Raw genomic sequence first — 15,647 nt, forward strand, 5'->3', positions numbered from 1 at the left:
TTAAGGGAGTGGAGAAACACATGACTGAACAGCTTGTAAGAGAAGAACTGACCAAATATGCCCGTAGATCGGTAGCGCAGGGTCTCGTGGTTGGGCCTGGAGGCAATCTGAGTGCCCGTTCGGAAGGGACGATGCTGCTCTCTCCGAGTGGTTATGCACTTGAGGATATTGAACCGGAGGAATGGATTGCGGTTGATATCGGGACAGGTGAGACCCGGGCGGGATCAACTCGTCCTTCCTCAGAAGTATTAATGCATTTGTACAGCTATCGCATGAATCCCGATATTCAAGCGATTGTTCATACACATCCTGCATTTACGATCGCTCTGAGCCTCGTGTACGATGAACTGCCTCACCTTTTTCCGGACCAGTCTGCACTTGTAGGGGACGTCGGTTTCATTCCTTACGTTCTACCCACGACCAAACTGCTAGCCGATGCAGTTGCTGCTAAGGTGGACTCCCATTCGGCCCTCATTCTTGTCAATCATGGACTGGTCACGACAGGAAAAAATTTGCGAGAAGCCTATTATCGAACTCAAGTGGTGGAGGAAAGTGCGAAAGTGTACATGATTGCCAAGGCAGCTGGAGAACCAAGGGTTCTTACGGCTGAACAATATAAGGAGATCCAATCTCTGGAGAGTGAAGCGTATCGTATCCAGTTGTTGCAACAGCTCAAGTCGTAATACCAAGAGTTCCATATAGAGTGTATTCGAACTATATCGTCATAATTCGACATCAACAGCAAAAAGCTGAACCTTATTCCGACACCTATTGCAAAACCTGAAAAACCGAGTATAATACTTGGTAAATAGACGAAAAGGGGATGCAATAAACGATGAAAACACATGCAGAATTGAACTCACTTCTTGTTGACGATTATCTGGATCTCCTGAACATAGCGACACAGTTAGGTGACGATGAGTGGAAGGACTCCATTTTGCAAGCACTTAAAGAAGAAGTGGACGCTAATCGTCACTTGGATTCTCAAGAAGTACGCCAGGATCTCTGGACCCAGTTTGAAGGGATTAATGAACAGATGCATGATCTCCTAATGCAGCTCAAACATGCGGATTCCGCTGAAGAGAAAGAGCAAATCGTTGAAATGCTCTGGGGGTTAAAAGTAGACCGTAATGCCATTACCCGCAAACTTGAAACCATAAGCCGTGCCAGTGCCGGTCAACAATAATCAGATATCATTCTCTATTATATAAAAGCCCGCTATGTGACCCTTATTCTTATTGGGGAGCATAGCGGGCTTTACTTTTTTTTAATTCATGATTAAAACTGCTTCGCTGCAGTTCGAGCCTGTTCAATTGCATCCTCTTTTAACTGATCCGCCCGTTCTCTGAATTGGTTGTGACCTTCAATAAAGATCCCATCCAGCTTGGGTACGCCCAGGAATGACATGATGATGCTTAGATATCGATGCCCGGATTCCGTTTGAGCTGCAGGACCTTCGGAATATATGCCGCCACGGGCCTGAATATGCAGTGCCTTTTTATTCGTCAAAAGTCCGATCGGACCTTGCTCTGTATAGCGGAACGTTTTGCCAGCCACACATATGGAGTCAATGTATGCCTTCAAGATTGGAGGAAATGAGAAGTTCCACATCGGAGTCACAAAAACATATTTGTCAGCTGATGCAAACTGATCGGACAGCTCATTCAGACGGCTTACCTTGGATTGCTCTTCCGCAGTGAGTTCACTACCGGATTGGAGTTTACCCCAACCACTGAACACATCGGCATCAATATGCGGGATGTTGGAGCGATACAGATCGAGATGGACAACCTCATCCGATGGATTGCTTTCCCGGTATGCATCTATAAAAGCTTGACCAGTGGCCATACTGAAGGAGGTCTCATGATCATGTGGATGGGCAGTAATATACAGTAGGGTTGTCATAGAATACTTCCTCTCAGTCATGTATTTTGGTGAATTCATAATTCCTCAAACGATAAAGTGACCGCTGTAGTATGCACCCTAGTGTTCTTTTTATGCTTGGCTTTCACAAATCTTCGCATATGTCACTAGCTACAGAAGGAATAGTGACCTGGTACTTCATGATGTATAATAAACTGGACTAGCAGTGAATTAAAATATGAATCAGTATGGATAAAGAATTGCAAACGATACCATGGATGAGTGAGATGATTGCAAATGGGAATGGATCTGGAGAAACAACGATTAAGCATTGAAGCAGCCAAATTGTATTATCAATCGGATTACAGCCAGCAGGATATCGCCGTCAGGCTGGGGGTGTCTCGTCCAACCGTATCCAGGTTGCTCCAGTATGCCAAGGACCGAGGTTATGTCCGTATTGAAATTATGGACCCGCTGGAGGACATTGATATCATTGCCGGAGAACTTAAAGCCAAATATAATCTGGATACCGCACTCGTCTGTTTTGCACCATTGAAGAGTGATGTAGAGATACAGAGGCATATCAGCAAAAGAGCTGCGGACTACCTGCAGGACACCGTACAGGATGCAGATATTATTGGCGTGACATGGGGAACAACGATGTACGCGGTTGCCAAACAGCTTCGGGCCAAACAGGTTAAAGGTGTTGAAGTCGTTCAGTTAAAGGGAGGCGTAAGTCATTCCCACGTCAACACGTATGCAGCGGAGATCGTGCATTTGTTCGCGGAAGCGTTCCATACCGTTCCGCGGTACTTGCCCCTGCCTGTTATTTTTGACAATATTGAAGTCAAGAAAATGGTGGAAGCTGACCGGCACATCGGACGCATCGTAGAGCTCGGCAGGCAGGCCAACATCGCCATCTTCACTGTGGGTACAGTGAAGGAGGACGCACTTCTGTTCAAACTTGGTTATTTCAACGAAGAGGAACAGCAATTGCTGATGAATTCGGGTGCAGGTGATATCTGTTCACGTTTCTTTGATGCTGAGGGTCAATTGATTAGTGAAGAGATCAACAGCAGAACCGTAGGGATTGATTTGGCCGAATTACGGAACAAAGAGAAATCGATCCTTGTTGCCGGTGGTCAACGCAAAATTGAAGCTATCCACGCTGCGCTCAAAGGGCACTATGCTAACATTCTGGTAACAGACCAGTACACGGCGCAGGCTCTGCTTCGATTCTAAATCTGAGGATGACAACATCTGCCACGGAAGAATGGTGGATGTTTTGCTTTTTTAGGGCAGAAGCTATAAGCATTGTTTCGCTCACAATAGCGGGTGAACGAGGGTGAACAAAGGTTCATATTGATTTTTACATATGTTCATGTTAGTGTAAGGCTATAAATAAACAGTTCAGATAAGGGAGAGATTCAATTGACTACAGCTCAATTAGCCAAAATGATCGATCATACCTTGCTTCGTGCGGATGCAACGCAAAGCGAAATCAACCAATTGACGGAAGAAGCGAAACAGTACCAATTTGCTTCCGTATGCGTGAATCCGGGATGGGTTTCTTATGCTGCAGAGCAGCTTCAAGGCAGTGGCGTGGATATCTGTACAGTAATCGGATTCCCTCTGGGAGCTTCCACTTCCGAGACCAAAGCGTTCGAAACGACAGATGCAATCGCTAAAGGTGCTACAGAAGTAGACATGGTTATCAACATCAGTGCTCTAAAAGATGGAAAAGATGATTATGTGGAGCAGGATATTCGTGCAGTTGTTGAAGCAGCTGCGGGTAAAGCATTGGTAAAAGTCATCATCGAAACGTGTCTGCTTACAGACGAAGAAAAAGTACGTGCATGCCAAGCAGCAGTTAGAGCAGGCGCCGATTTTGTCAAAACATCCACAGGTTTCTCTACAGGTGGGGCAACGCCAGAAGACATCGCCCTGATGCGTCGCACAGTTGGACCAGATATGGGTGTAAAAGCATCGGGCGGGGTACGCAGCCTGGAAGACATGCAAAAAATGATTGAAGCAGGAGCAACTCGTATTGGTGCAAGCTCCGGCGTGAAAATCATGCAAGGCGGACAATCTACGTCCTCTTACTAATAACCAGGTCGTTGATCTGTTCTCCATGTACCGGTATGTACACCGATCATGGGGAACAGGTTCTCAACCTCTATAAAGTGAATTGTTTGTAAGCGCTTCATAAACTTTCTGAAAGCTTAATTTTACTGTATGCCCTTTGAGCTGAATTCAACATCTGGCTTACTACCTTCAAAGGAGAGATCAAATGAAATTTCTGATTGCCATACTTGGTTTACTTGTTGTTTTTGGGCTGGCTTACATTGCAAGTAACGGCAAGAAGCAAATTCGCTATCGGCCGCTGGTCGTCATGATTGTTTTACAAATTATACTCGCTTATGCTTTGCTGAACACCAATGTGGGAACATGGCTGATTGGCGGATTTTCCACGATATTTAAAAACCTTTTGGACTATGCAAACGAAGGAATTACCTTTGTCTTCGGCGGTTTAGTAAACGTGGGAGCAGAAGGCGGGAGTGGCCCGTTTTTCCTGACGGTGTTGATGCCGATTGTCGTCATCTCTGCCCTGATTGGTATATTGCAGTATATCCGAATCTTACCTTTTGTTATAAAATATATTGGTCTGGTATTAAGCAAAATCAACGGAATGGGCAAACTGGAATCATATAACGCGGTTGCTTCCGCCATTCTGGGACAATCTGAAGTGTTCATCTCCGTAAAAAAACAAATCGGTTTGCTGCCGAAGCATCGGCTGTACACACTATGTGCATCAGCCATGTCCACGGTATCGATGTCCATTGTCGGTGCCTATATGTCCATGATTGATCCGAAATATGTGGTTACAGCGCTTGTGCTGAACCTGTTTGGCGGTTTTATCATCGCTTCCATCGTGAATCCGTATAAGGTAACCGAGGAAGAAGATATATTGGAAGTGCAGGAAGAGGAAAAACAATCGTTCTTCGAGATGCTGGGTGAGTACATTCTGGACGGTTTCAAAGTGGCGATCGTTGTTGCAGCAATGCTCATCGGTTTCGTTGCCCTGATTGCGCTCATTAACGGCATATTTAGTGCTGTTCTCGGCATCTCGTTCCAGGAACTACTTGGTTATGTGTTTGCACCCTTTGCGTTTATTATGGGCGTTCCCTGGAAAGAAGCGATTCAGGCGGGAAGTATTATGGCAACCAAAATGGTGTCGAACGAATTCGTCGCGATGCTGGATCTGACCAAACAAACCGCACTGTCTGCCCGTACGACAGGCATCGTGTCGGTCTTCCTCGTATCGTTCGCCAACTTCTCCTCCATCGGTATCATTGCCGGTGCGGTCAAGGGACTTCATGAGAAACAGGGCAATGTGGTGGCCCGCTTCGGTCTGAAGCTGCTTTACGGTGCATCGCTTGTCAGCGTGCTGTCTGCGATCATCGCCGGACTGTTCTTGTAAGCCGGATAATTGGAAGGAGTGCGTAAGTTATGTCAACATTTAAAAGAGTACATCTGATCGTTATGGATTCTGTAGGTATCGGTGAAGCGCCGGATGCGGCAGAATTCGATGACTTTGATGTGGATACGTTTGGTCACATTGCACGTGAACGCGGAGGTCTGAACATGCCGAATATGGCAAGTCTCGGACTGTCCAACATTAAAGAAATTGAGGGCATTCCTGTCGCGGATGCACCCAAAGCGTATTATACCAAAATGCAGGAAGCGTCCCGAGGCAAAGACACGATGACAGGCCATTGGGAGATCATGGGGCTCTATATTGATACACCGTTCCGTGTATTCGAGAATGGCTTCCCGGATGAGCTGATTCAGCGCATCGAAGAGAAGACAGGCCGTAAAGTCATCGGGAACAAACCCGCAAGCGGTACGGAAATCATTGATGAGCTTGGTGAAGAGCATGTGAAAACAGGAGCGCTCATCATCTATACATCCGCGGATTCCGTTCTGCAGATCGCAGCACATGAAGATGTCGTGCCGTTGAAAGAGCTCTATGAAATTTGTGAATTCTGCCGGGAGATCACGCTTGATGATCCATACATGCTGGGCCGTATTATTGCTCGTCCGTTCATTGGGGAAGTGGGTAACTTCAAACGAACAGCGAACCGTCACGACTATGCGCTCAAACCATTCGGCCGTACGGTGATGAATGAGCTTAAGGACGAGGGATTCGATGTTATTGCCCTTGGTAAAATCGCAGACATCTATGATGGTGAAGGGGTGACCAAGTCTGTCCGTACAGTGTCCAACATGGATGGCATGGACAAATTGTCCGAGACGATGGATGAAGAATTCACCGGGCTTAGCTTCCTGAACCTGGTGGACTTCGACGCTTTGTTCGGTCATCGCCGTGATCCACAAGGGTATGCTCAAGCACTTGAGGATTACGATGCGCGTCTGCCAGAGATTTTTGGGAAAATGACCAACGATGACCTGCTGATCATTACAGCTGATCATGGTAACGACCCAACGTATCGTGGTACGGACCATACACGTGAGTATGTGCCACTGCTTGTGTATTCCCCACGCTTCACTGAAGGTAAGCAGCTTGAACTGCGCAGTACATTTGCCGATCTTGGTGCTACGGTAGCCGATAACTTCGGTGTTCAATTGCCGGAGTATGGTACAAGCTTCCTGAAAGATTTGAAATAGGTTACCGTTGTTTACCGAAATCAGGTACAGTAGCTGATTTTAAAAAAAATTGGACAGGTTCACCGGAGCAGCTTAGGCTGCCCGGGACCTGGCATCACTATATTAATGGATAAACTGGAGGAGATTTAACCATGAGTACACATATTGGAGCCAAACCCGGAGATATCGCTGAAACGATCCTTTTGCCAGGAGATCCATTGCGCGCTAAATATATTGCGGATACGTATTTGGAAGATGTCGTTTGTTATAACGAAGTTCGCGGAATGCTGGGCTTTACTGGTACATATCAAGGAAAACGCATTTCGGTGCAGGGTTCAGGCATGGGAATTCCATCGTTCGCCATCTATGCCAATGAGTTGATTAGCGAATATGGCGTCAAAAACCTCATTCGCGTTGGAACATGTGGAGGTATGCAGGAGCACGTGCGTGTTCGTGACGTCGTTTTGGCTCAAGCGTCCTGTACGGACTCCAGCATGAATAAACTTGTGTTTGGCGGGTATGATTTCTCCCCAATCGCAACGTTCTCCTTGCTAAAAGAAGCGTATGACCGCGCGACAGCAAAAGGCATGAAAATCCACGTGGGTAACGTATTCAGTTCCGATTCGTTCTACCGTGACGACCGCTCGGTTACCGAAAAATTGATGCAGCACGGCGTATTGGGTGTTGAAATGGAAACAACAGCACTCTATACAATTGCAGCGAAGTTTGGCGTGAATGCATTAACGATTCTGACAGTAAGCGATCACTTGCTAACCGGCGAAGAAACCTCTGCCGAAGAGCGTCAAAAAACATTCAATGACATGATGGTCGTTGCACTGGAAACAGCAATCACGCTGTAAATTACGCTAATATCCATTGATTTGAATTAAAACTTTTGGTGAAGCACGTAGTGGAGGCACCGGAATCAATTCTGAAGAAGCGAAGCGTTCGCTTTTGTCTCCGAGTTTTTTACCACCACAATAACATACAAATTTACACGATAACGGAGAGGGCAGAATAAACCTGAAGAAGCGAAGCGTACGCCTTTATCACCGGATTTCCCCCTTTGAAGGAGGGAATCAAGAAATCCGGGGATAACAGCGGTCGGAAGGTTGTTCTGCCATCGGAGTGACCGTGTAAACACTCACCACAACAAAGGAGAGATCATCATGAGAATGGTAGATATTATTGCCAAAAAACGTGACGGAAAAGAACTGACAACAGCTGAAATTGATTTTGTTGTTCAAGGTTATACCAAAGGAGAAATTCCGGATTATCAAGTCAGCGCTTGGGCGATGGCCGTTTTCTTCAAGGATATGACGGACAAGGAACGTGCGGATCTAACGATGTCGATGGTTAATTCAGGGGAAACAATCGATCTATCCGCCATTGAAGGCATCAAAGTAGACAAGCACTCCACCGGAGGCGTCGGTGATACAACGACATTGGTACTGGCACCGCTCGTTGCTGCTCTGGATGTTCCTGTAGCAAAAATGTCCGGACGCGGCCTGGGTCACACCGGCGGAACGACAGACAAACTGGAGTCCGTTGCCGGTTTCCACGTTGAGCTGGAGAAGGATGAATTTATTAGACTCGTAAATGAACATAAGGTAGCGGTTATCGGTCAGAGTGGTAACCTTACCCCAGCTGACAAGAAGCTCTATGCACTTCGTGACGTAACTGCAACAGTTAACTCCATTCCGCTCATCGCCAGCTCCATCATGAGCAAGAAAATTGCTGCAGGTGCTGATGCCATCGTACTGGATGTAAAAACGGGTGCGGGTGCATTCATGAAAACGACGGAAGATGCAAAAGAACTGGCACATGCCATGGTCAGCATCGGTAACAATGTAGGGCGTAAAACGATGGCTGTCATCTCCGACATGTCTCAACCACTGGGCCTCGCGATCGGTAACGCGCTTGAAGTGAAAGAAGCGATTCTGACGCTGCAGGGTAAAGGGCCGAAAGATCTGGAAGAACTGTGTCTTGCACTTGGCCGTCAAATGGTATTCCTTGCTGGCAAAGCAGACTCCTTGGAGCAAGCGGAAGAGAAATTGAAAGAAGTGATCCAGAACGGGAAGGCACTCGAGAAATTCAAGCATTTCCTGGCCAACCAAGGTGGCGATGCGTCTGTCGTCGACCATCCGGATCGTTTGCCACAGGCGAAATATCTGATCGAAGTTGAAGCTGATCAGGACGGTTATGTCGCTGGAATCGTTGCAGATGAGATCGGAACTGCTGCGATGCTGCTTGGTGCAGGTCGTGCTACCAAAGAATCAGAGATTGATCTTGCTGTAGGCTTGATGCTGAACAAAAAAGTTGGCGACAAGGTCAAAGCTGGTGAATCGCTGGTAACGATCCATGCCAATCGTGAGGATGTGGCAGACGTGATCGCGAAGATCAAAGAGAACATTACCATCGCTGATCACGCCGATGCCCCTGTGCTCGTTCATGATATTGTTACAGAATAAACAATCAGAGCCCCCAAGTACAATATATCTTGGACTTGAATTGCAAAACCCGAAGCTGTGGATTCATGGCTTCGGGTTTTTTCTCGTTCAATGAATCTGAGACTCGGTCCGGGCCTTAACTTAGGTTTAAACCAGACCTTTCATTTCCCTTGGAGTTTATCATAAGCCATTACGGAATCTGCACTGGTATAAATGTAAGGCGTGGATGGCTCGGAAACAGCAGTAATTTTTGCTGCGCGGATCTCAATAGTATCTTTGCCATTCACCTGAGCAGAACCGATACTGCCATCAATCTGTACCCAGCTGTCGGTAGGGAAACTGTCGGCTTCGGGAATGTGGATCATTACACCAAATGGCGCTGCATCTGCTGGACAGCACATGACGAGGAACCGCCCAAGTGCAAAGTGTGATTCATGATCCATACTTTCATCCCGATAGACAAAGCCCGTAAGGGAGATCGGCTTCCCAGCAAATTGTCGTTGAAACATGTCAATGGTGCCAAGCGTTTCTGAAAAAATCTCAGGATAAACCTTGATGACTGGTTCTGCAATCAATTTTTCCGCTAGCTCAGCAAATTCACGGCTGTATTCATCAGGAGGTATGAATTGGACTTTACTCGCTGACCCAGATGCAGCAGATGATTGGTTCTGGGCAAAATCTTGAATATGCAGACTGGCAGCTTCCTCAGGTGCAGGTTCTTTACGCCGGATTTCGGGAGGAGCGTAAGACAGCGACATTCCTTTCTGACTGGCCATGGAACTGCCAAGTGCCTGATCCGGCAGCAAAAAGCCGAGCAGCAGTGGAAACAGGATTAAGCCGTACGTCACCAAGCTTCGAAGCACTCCAGACGGAGGTGGATGTTCACAATCGCAATGGACCTGGCCGTGACCGAACAGTCCATGCCAAACCATAATGACCGCGATGAACAGGAGTGGTATGGGACAGCATAACAGCAAACGCTGCATCGTAGGTGCCAGATAATAATGTAAAGAATCATTCTCCTTCAAATGGAAGATATATATGGCAAGACCACCAATCCATACCGCACGGATTAATGAATGCCACTGGATGGAGTGCCTCTTTGGAGTGTGACTGTGGGTGTGAAAGGATGCAGGATGAATCATCTAATCACCTCTTTTCAATTTATAATGAAGTGAGCATATACGCTATACCAGAAGGTTAACAAGCCAAGATCCAGCAAAGACAAGAACAATAATAGCTAAGCTTAACCCAATGACAAACCTTGTGCGGAAAGTGGACAGCAGCATCAGTGTACTTTTGAAATCGAGCATGGGACCAAGAACAAGAAATGAAATGAGTGGACCGAGAGCGAAGGTATGCGAGAACGCAGAAGCTACAAATGCATCGGAAGTGGAGCAAAGAGATAATACATAAGCAAATCCCATCATAAACACATAGGAGGCAACCGGGCCGTTTCCAAGCGCGATCAGGTCACTTCGACTAATAAACGTCTGAATGCAGGCTGTAATCAATGCACCAATGACCAAATACTTGCTCATATCCACAAATTCATTTCCAGCATGGATAAAGAAGCTGCGCCAGTTTTTCTCATGGTTATGGTCGTGGTCGTCATGCTTATGTGGGTGTGCCATTTTGAATGCGGAGTGAGACTTGACCTCTGTCACGGCAGCCTTGGCTCTGCGCAGAGGATTCTGCCGTACAAACAAATATACCAACAAGCCAATCGAAGCTGCGACGGCAAAAGCCAGTCCCATGCGGGCAATCGTGATTTCGGGATGAGATGGAAAAGCGAGCAGTGTCGCAGTAAACACGATCGGATTGACTACTGGGCCGCTAAGAATAAAAGTAACTGCAATGTATGCAGGCATGCCTTTATGCATTAAACGACGAACAACCGGTATCATGCCACATTCGCAGATGGGAAATATGATGCCGAGTAAACCAGCCACTAAAACTCCACCAATAGGGTTCTTTGGTGTAAGCTTGCGAACCATTTCTTCCGACACGAACCACTGCATGAGTGAAGAGAGCAGTACACCGATAAGTAGAAAAGGAGCAGCTTCGAGGAAAATACCGATGAATACGGTTTTTATATTTTGCAAAGCTTCGCTGCTCCACGCCTGTTTCAGATCAGAGGACATCGTGATGAGCACGGGAACAAGAAAGGCGCAGGGAACCAGGATGGACAGGAGCTTCATATTGGCTGCAAGCTTCATACAACAGACCTCCACAACCGGACTTTTAGTAATCTATATGCTTGTACCTTAAGCAACATACGCAGTTTGATCTTTTTAATCATAAATTTTACGATTTATTCGCCTGTGTTGAATCGAGAAGTTGACAAGCGAAAGTTAAGTCAAGTATAGTGATGATTGTTAATCGTAAATATTACTATTAACAATCAACCAAAAAACATATTGGTTCTTCCTTTTTATCAAAGAACCTTGGAGTGGAGGAATAGACATGTCTGAAAAACAAGAGAATCCCCGGGTACCCGTAACCGTACTAAGCGGATATCTGGGCGCAGGCAAAACAACCTTATTGAATCATGTGCTACATAATCGGGAAGGTATGAGAGTCGCCGTAATCGTAAACGACCTGAGTGAAGTAAACATTGATGCCGGGTTAATTCGAGATGGAGGCGGATTATCACGTATTGACGAGAAGCTTGTGGAGATGTCTAATGGCTGTATCTGCTGCACGCTTCGGGAAGATCTCCTGAAAGAAGTGGAACGTCTCGCTCTGGATGGTTCTTTTGACTATATCCTGATTGAATCGACGGGTATTGGAGAGCCTGTTCCCGTTGCACAGACGTTTACTTATATCGATGAAGAGCTTGGCATTGATTTAACAAAATTCACTAGGCTCGACACCATGGTAACCGTTGTGGATGCGGCGCAGTTCTGGCGGGACTTTTATTCAAAAGAAACATTAATGGATCGAGGTCAGGAAGCAGGAGAGGGCGATGTCCGGGGAATCGTGCATCTATTGACCGATCAGGTTGAGTTCTGTGATGTGCTGATTCTTAACAAGTGTGATCTCGTCTCTGAGGAGGAATTGCTCAAGCTGGAAAAGGCTCTGCATGCGATGCAACCCGAAGCCAAGCTGATTCGAACGTCTCACGGGCAGATTGATCCGAAGGAGATACTGAACACGGGACGGTTTGATTTTGAAAAAGCGAGTCAGTCTGCAGGCTGGATCCGCGAATTGATGAAGGAAGAGCACATCCCGGAAACGGAAGAGTATGGCATTCACTCGTTTGTATACCATCGGAAACGTCCGTTTCATCCGGAACGATTGCTGCGCTGGATTGCGAAGTGGCCGGAGAGTATTGTCAGGTCCTAGGGCTTGATGTGGCTGGCTACACGGAACCATATGGCTATTTCCTTCAGTCATGCAGGGACCTCCAAGCAACTTGGACCAGCTGGCTTGTGGGTGGGTGCGATGAGCGAAGAGGAACGGCAGATGCATTTTGGAGATACGTTACCAGCCATTCCGGATTGGGATGATACATGGGGAGACCGGGTAACGAAATTGGTATTTATCGGAATTGATATGGACAGGGCAGAGATTGAGCGAACATTGGACAATACTTTGCTTACCGAAGAAGAGATGCAGCTTAACTGGCGTGAACTGAAAGATCCCTTTCCATCATGGGGTTGACAATAGAAAAAGGATAGGATAGTATCATTAAACAGTAATGATTACGATTAAATAAAAGGAGGTCACAACCATGAGAGTCATTGTAACTTTAGCATGTACAGAGTGCGGGGATCGCAACTATACCACGACGAAGAACAAACGTAACCACCCGGAGCGTCTTGAAATGAAAAAATATTCACCACGATTGAAGAAAATGACGATTCACCGGGAAACGAGATAATTTTTTTGTCGTTTTTAAATCGTAATACTTACGAAAAGAGGACCTACCATGATTCTATCTTCCATGCGCGACGTGGTTTTTGGATATGGCAAAGAACCCGTCATTGATCAATTATCGCTGGATATTCATGTGGGCGAGTTTGTAGGCATTACCGGACCCAATGGTTCGGCGAAGACAACCATCCTGAAATTGCTGCTGGGGCTGTTACGGCCCTGGAGCGGCACGGTACATATGAATATTCAGAACAACAATGTCAACAAACTGGAGATCGGATATGTGCCCCAGCAGGTGGCATCATTCAACAGTGGGTTCCCCAGTACAGTCATTGAACTGGTGCGATCCGGATGTTATCGCAAGCTTGGTCTATTTCGAAAATTCACACCCGAACAGGAAGCCGTAGTCGAACGCAGTCTTAGGGAAGTCGGCATGTGGGAATATCGCAATACACGGGTAGGTGCGCTGTCAGGTGGACAGAAGCAGCGCATCTGCATCGCCAGAGCTCTGGCAGGTCAGCCTCAAGTTCTAGTTCTGGATGAACCGACAACTGGCATGGACCGCCGCAGCCGGGAAGGTTTCTATGATCTGATGCGCCACTATGCAGATGTCCATGGATTGACCATTATCATGGTCACCCATGGCCTTGAAGAGATGGGCAACCGATTGGACCGGACGATCACCCTGGAGCGTCAAGAAAGTGAGGAATGGCAGTGTTTGAGTACGAATTCATGCAGCGAGCCTTTTGGGCAGGCGGACTGATTGGCATTATTGCTCCAATTCTTGGTGTCTATCTGATGCTTCGGAGGCAGGTGCTGATGGCCGATACGCTGTCCCATGTTTCTCTGGCGGGTGTGGCCCTTGGTTCGGTCATGAATCTCAACCCGGTAATCTGCGGGTTTGCGATTGCTGTCATTGGTGCGCTATTGGTCGAACAGCTGCGGAGAAGCTATCGTACTTATAGTGAAGTGCCAGTGGCGATTATCATGACTTCAGGCCTGGCACTGGCTGTGGTGCTTATGAGTCTGAAAACAAATTTGTCCAAGACCTTCAGTTCCTATCTGTTCGGTTCCATCGTTGCAGTCAGCAATGTTCAGTTATGGATGATGGCAGCTGTATGCGTCATTGGGTTAGTTTTTTTCATCGTACTACGAAGACCGTTATATAATTTGACATTTGACGAAGAGACAGCCTCTATTGGAGGCGTTCAGGTCATAGGTTTATCGTTTGCCTTCGCCGTATTGACAGGTCTAACGGTTGCTTCGGCCATGCCGATTGTTGGCGTACTGCTTGTATCCGCATTAATTGTGCTGCCAGCTGCGCTGGCACTTCGAATCTCTCGCAGCTTCGCTGCTGCATTGGTCATTGCCGTCATTACCGGGTTAATCGGCATTTTTGGCGGGTTGACGACATCTTACCATTTGAATACACCGCCAGGCGGGACGATCGCACTCATTTTGCTGGCCTTTCTATTGACCGGAATATCAGCACAAAAGCTGATTCAACTATACAATCGTAAACGGCACCGCAAGGAAGTAAAACAGCAGCGCGCAAGGATATTAATACAATCAAGGGAGAATACACCACATGAAATTCAGTAAAAAATCAGCAATGGGACTGTTGTTCAGTCTCACACTTATTGTAGCAGGTTGCGGACAAACCAAACCCGCATCCGATTCGGATGCAGCTTCAACAAGTACTCCTGCGGCAACTGAGAAAAAATTGAACGTGCAGGTTAGCTTTTATCCGATGTATGAGTTCACCAAAAATGTAGCAGGAGATTTGGCTGATGTACATACACTCGTTCCTGCTGGTATGGAGCCTCATGACTGGGAGCCAACACCTCAGGATATTGCAAGCATCGAGACAGCAGATGTACTCGTCTATAATGGTGCTGGCATGGAATCATGGATCGATCAAGTAAAGGATAGTCTGAGTAATGACAAGCTGGTACAAGTTGAAGCAAGCCAAGGCATTGATCTGCTTGAAGGCGTAGAAGATGGTCATCATCATGGGGACTCTAGTGCAGATGAACACGACCATGATCATACAGATGAAGCAACGACAGAAGAGCATGACCATAATCACGAGCACGGGGAAGAAGCTGCTGCAGAAGAGCATGACCATGAACATGCAGATGAAGCGACGACAGAAGAACATGACCATGAACATGATGCCAGCACAGAAGAAGGGCATTCACATGATCATGGCGGACTTGATCCACACGTTTGGTTATCACCTGTTCTGGCTGTTCAGGAAGTGCGGAACATTGAAGCCGGGCTGGCACAAGCTGCACCGGAACATGCCGAACAATTCAAGCAAAATGCGGATGCTTACATCGCCAAGCTGGAGACACTTGACCAAGAATTTAAAGCGGCTGTAGCCGACAGCAAACGGAAAGATTTCATTACACAGCATGCAGCCTTCGGCTATCTTGCACAGCAATATGGTCTGCAGCAAGTACCTATCGCCGGGTTGTCTCCCGAGCAAGAGCCATCTGCAGCACAGATGGCCTCTGTAATCGATTTTGCCAAGGAACATCAGGTCAAAACGATTTTCTTCGAAACACTAGTATCTTCCAAAGTATCCGAAACCATCGCCAGTGAAGTGGGCGCCAAAACAGCCGTATTGAATCCCATTGAAGGATTAACCGAGGAGGAAATGGCTGCAGGTCTGGACTACATTGGTGTAATGGAGCAGAATTTGGAGGCCCTCAAACTGGCTCTGAATGAATAAATTAAAACCCATTTGATACCATTCATCGAAAAAGGTACAATGGTACAACA

General features: G+C 46.8%; 15 protein-coding genes and 1 pseudogene. 13 read left to right on the forward strand and 3 right to left on the reverse strand.

Annotated features, from left to right (window positions below):
- Positions 1 to 20 precede the first annotated feature (20 nt).
- On the forward strand, positions 21 to 683 hold the full coding sequence (locus AC3RCI_RS14825; protein WP_336780162.1) for a class II aldolase/adducin family protein: 663 nt from the start codon (positions 21 to 23) through the stop codon (positions 681 to 683).
- 152 nt (positions 684 to 835) lie between these two features.
- Complete coding sequence (locus AC3RCI_RS14830; RefSeq protein WP_336780163.1) at positions 836 to 1,186, forward strand: hypothetical protein; 351 nt, start codon at positions 836 to 838, stop codon at positions 1,184 to 1,186.
- Positions 1,187 to 1,278: 92 nt separating this feature from the next.
- Here the strand turns inward: AC3RCI_RS14830 and AC3RCI_RS14835 are convergent, their stop codons facing one another.
- Positions 1,279 to 1,905 carry an FMN-dependent NADH-azoreductase gene (locus AC3RCI_RS14835; RefSeq protein WP_492525146.1) on the reverse strand — a complete coding sequence of 209 codons (627 nt, stop codon included), beginning with the start codon at positions 1,903 to 1,905 and terminating at the stop codon, positions 1,279 to 1,281.
- Between the two features lie 261 nt (positions 1,906 to 2,166).
- On the opposite strand from AC3RCI_RS14835, the gene deoR reads away from it, so the two are divergent.
- The 6 genes from deoR (at position 2,167) to AC3RCI_RS14865 (ending at position 9,002) form a co-directional block, all read left to right on the forward strand.
- Positions 2,167 to 3,105, forward strand: a complete 939-nt coding sequence (gene deoR / locus AC3RCI_RS14840; RefSeq protein ID WP_127540230.1) for a DNA-binding transcriptional repressor DeoR — start codon at positions 2,167 to 2,169, stop codon at positions 3,103 to 3,105.
- 213 nt (positions 3,106 to 3,318) lie between these two features.
- Positions 3,319 to 3,969, forward strand: a complete 651-nt coding sequence (gene deoC, locus AC3RCI_RS14845) for a deoxyribose-phosphate aldolase (RefSeq protein WP_127540228.1) — start codon at positions 3,319 to 3,321, stop codon at positions 3,967 to 3,969.
- 184 nt (positions 3,970 to 4,153) lie between these two features.
- Complete coding sequence (locus tag AC3RCI_RS14850) at positions 4,154 to 5,344, forward strand: NupC/NupG family nucleoside CNT transporter (protein WP_154894304.1); 1,191 nt, start codon at positions 4,154 to 4,156, stop codon at positions 5,342 to 5,344.
- Positions 5,345 to 5,373: 29 nt separating this feature from the next.
- Positions 5,374 to 6,552 carry a phosphopentomutase gene (gene deoB / locus AC3RCI_RS14855; protein WP_492525148.1) on the forward strand — a complete coding sequence of 393 codons (1,179 nt, stop codon included), beginning with the start codon at positions 5,374 to 5,376 and terminating at the stop codon, positions 6,550 to 6,552.
- Between the two features lie 131 nt (positions 6,553 to 6,683).
- Positions 6,684 to 7,391, forward strand: coding sequence for a purine-nucleoside phosphorylase (gene deoD / locus AC3RCI_RS14860; RefSeq protein ID WP_153978548.1), 708 nt, complete (start codon positions 6,684 to 6,686; stop codon positions 7,389 to 7,391).
- Positions 7,392 to 7,700: 309 nt separating this feature from the next.
- Complete coding sequence (locus tag AC3RCI_RS14865; RefSeq protein ID WP_492525150.1) at positions 7,701 to 9,002, forward strand: pyrimidine-nucleoside phosphorylase; 1,302 nt, start codon at positions 7,701 to 7,703, stop codon at positions 9,000 to 9,002.
- Positions 9,003 to 9,142: 140 nt separating this feature from the next.
- Here the strand turns inward: AC3RCI_RS14865 and AC3RCI_RS14870 are convergent, their stop codons facing one another.
- Positions 9,143 to 10,126 carry a TIGR03943 family putative permease subunit gene (locus AC3RCI_RS14870; RefSeq protein WP_492525152.1) on the reverse strand — a complete coding sequence of 328 codons (984 nt, stop codon included), beginning with the start codon at positions 10,124 to 10,126 and terminating at the stop codon, positions 9,143 to 9,145.
- Between the two features lie 42 nt (positions 10,127 to 10,168).
- Positions 10,169 to 11,200 carry a permease gene (locus AC3RCI_RS14875; protein ID WP_492525154.1) on the reverse strand — a complete coding sequence of 344 codons (1,032 nt, stop codon included), beginning with the start codon at positions 11,198 to 11,200 and terminating at the stop codon, positions 10,169 to 10,171.
- A 247-nt stretch (positions 11,201 to 11,447) separates the two neighbouring features.
- Between AC3RCI_RS14875 and AC3RCI_RS14880 the strand changes: the two are divergent.
- The 5 genes and pseudogenes from AC3RCI_RS14880 (at position 11,448) to AC3RCI_RS14900 (ending at position 15,597) form a co-directional block, all read left to right on the forward strand.
- Positions 11,448 to 12,647: pseudogene (locus AC3RCI_RS14880) on the forward strand (GTP-binding protein).
- A 70-nt stretch (positions 12,648 to 12,717) separates the two neighbouring features.
- Positions 12,718 to 12,867 (forward strand): 50S ribosomal protein L33, encoded by a 150-nt coding sequence (rpmG, locus tag AC3RCI_RS14885; RefSeq protein WP_036613813.1) that lies wholly within the window; start codon positions 12,718 to 12,720, stop codon positions 12,865 to 12,867.
- A 48-nt stretch (positions 12,868 to 12,915) separates the two neighbouring features.
- The gene (locus AC3RCI_RS14890; RefSeq protein ID WP_492525156.1) at positions 12,916 to 13,623 is read left to right on the forward strand and encodes a metal ABC transporter ATP-binding protein; all 708 of its coding nucleotides are present in this window, start codon (positions 12,916 to 12,918) and stop codon (positions 13,621 to 13,623) included.
- Positions 13,569 to 14,462, forward strand: coding sequence for a metal ABC transporter permease (locus tag AC3RCI_RS14895; RefSeq protein WP_492525158.1), 894 nt, complete (start codon positions 13,569 to 13,571; stop codon positions 14,460 to 14,462). The genes AC3RCI_RS14890 and AC3RCI_RS14895 overlap by 55 nt, the downstream gene beginning before the upstream one ends.
- Positions 14,449 to 15,597: a metal ABC transporter substrate-binding protein gene (locus tag AC3RCI_RS14900; protein WP_492525160.1), complete on the forward strand. Its 1,149-nt coding sequence runs from the start codon at positions 14,449 to 14,451 to the stop codon at positions 15,595 to 15,597. Before AC3RCI_RS14895 ends, AC3RCI_RS14900 begins: the two co-directional genes overlap by 14 nt.
- Positions 15,598 to 15,647 lie beyond the last annotated feature (50 nt).

Source organism: Paenibacillus sp. MT124 (genome assembly GCF_058792755.1).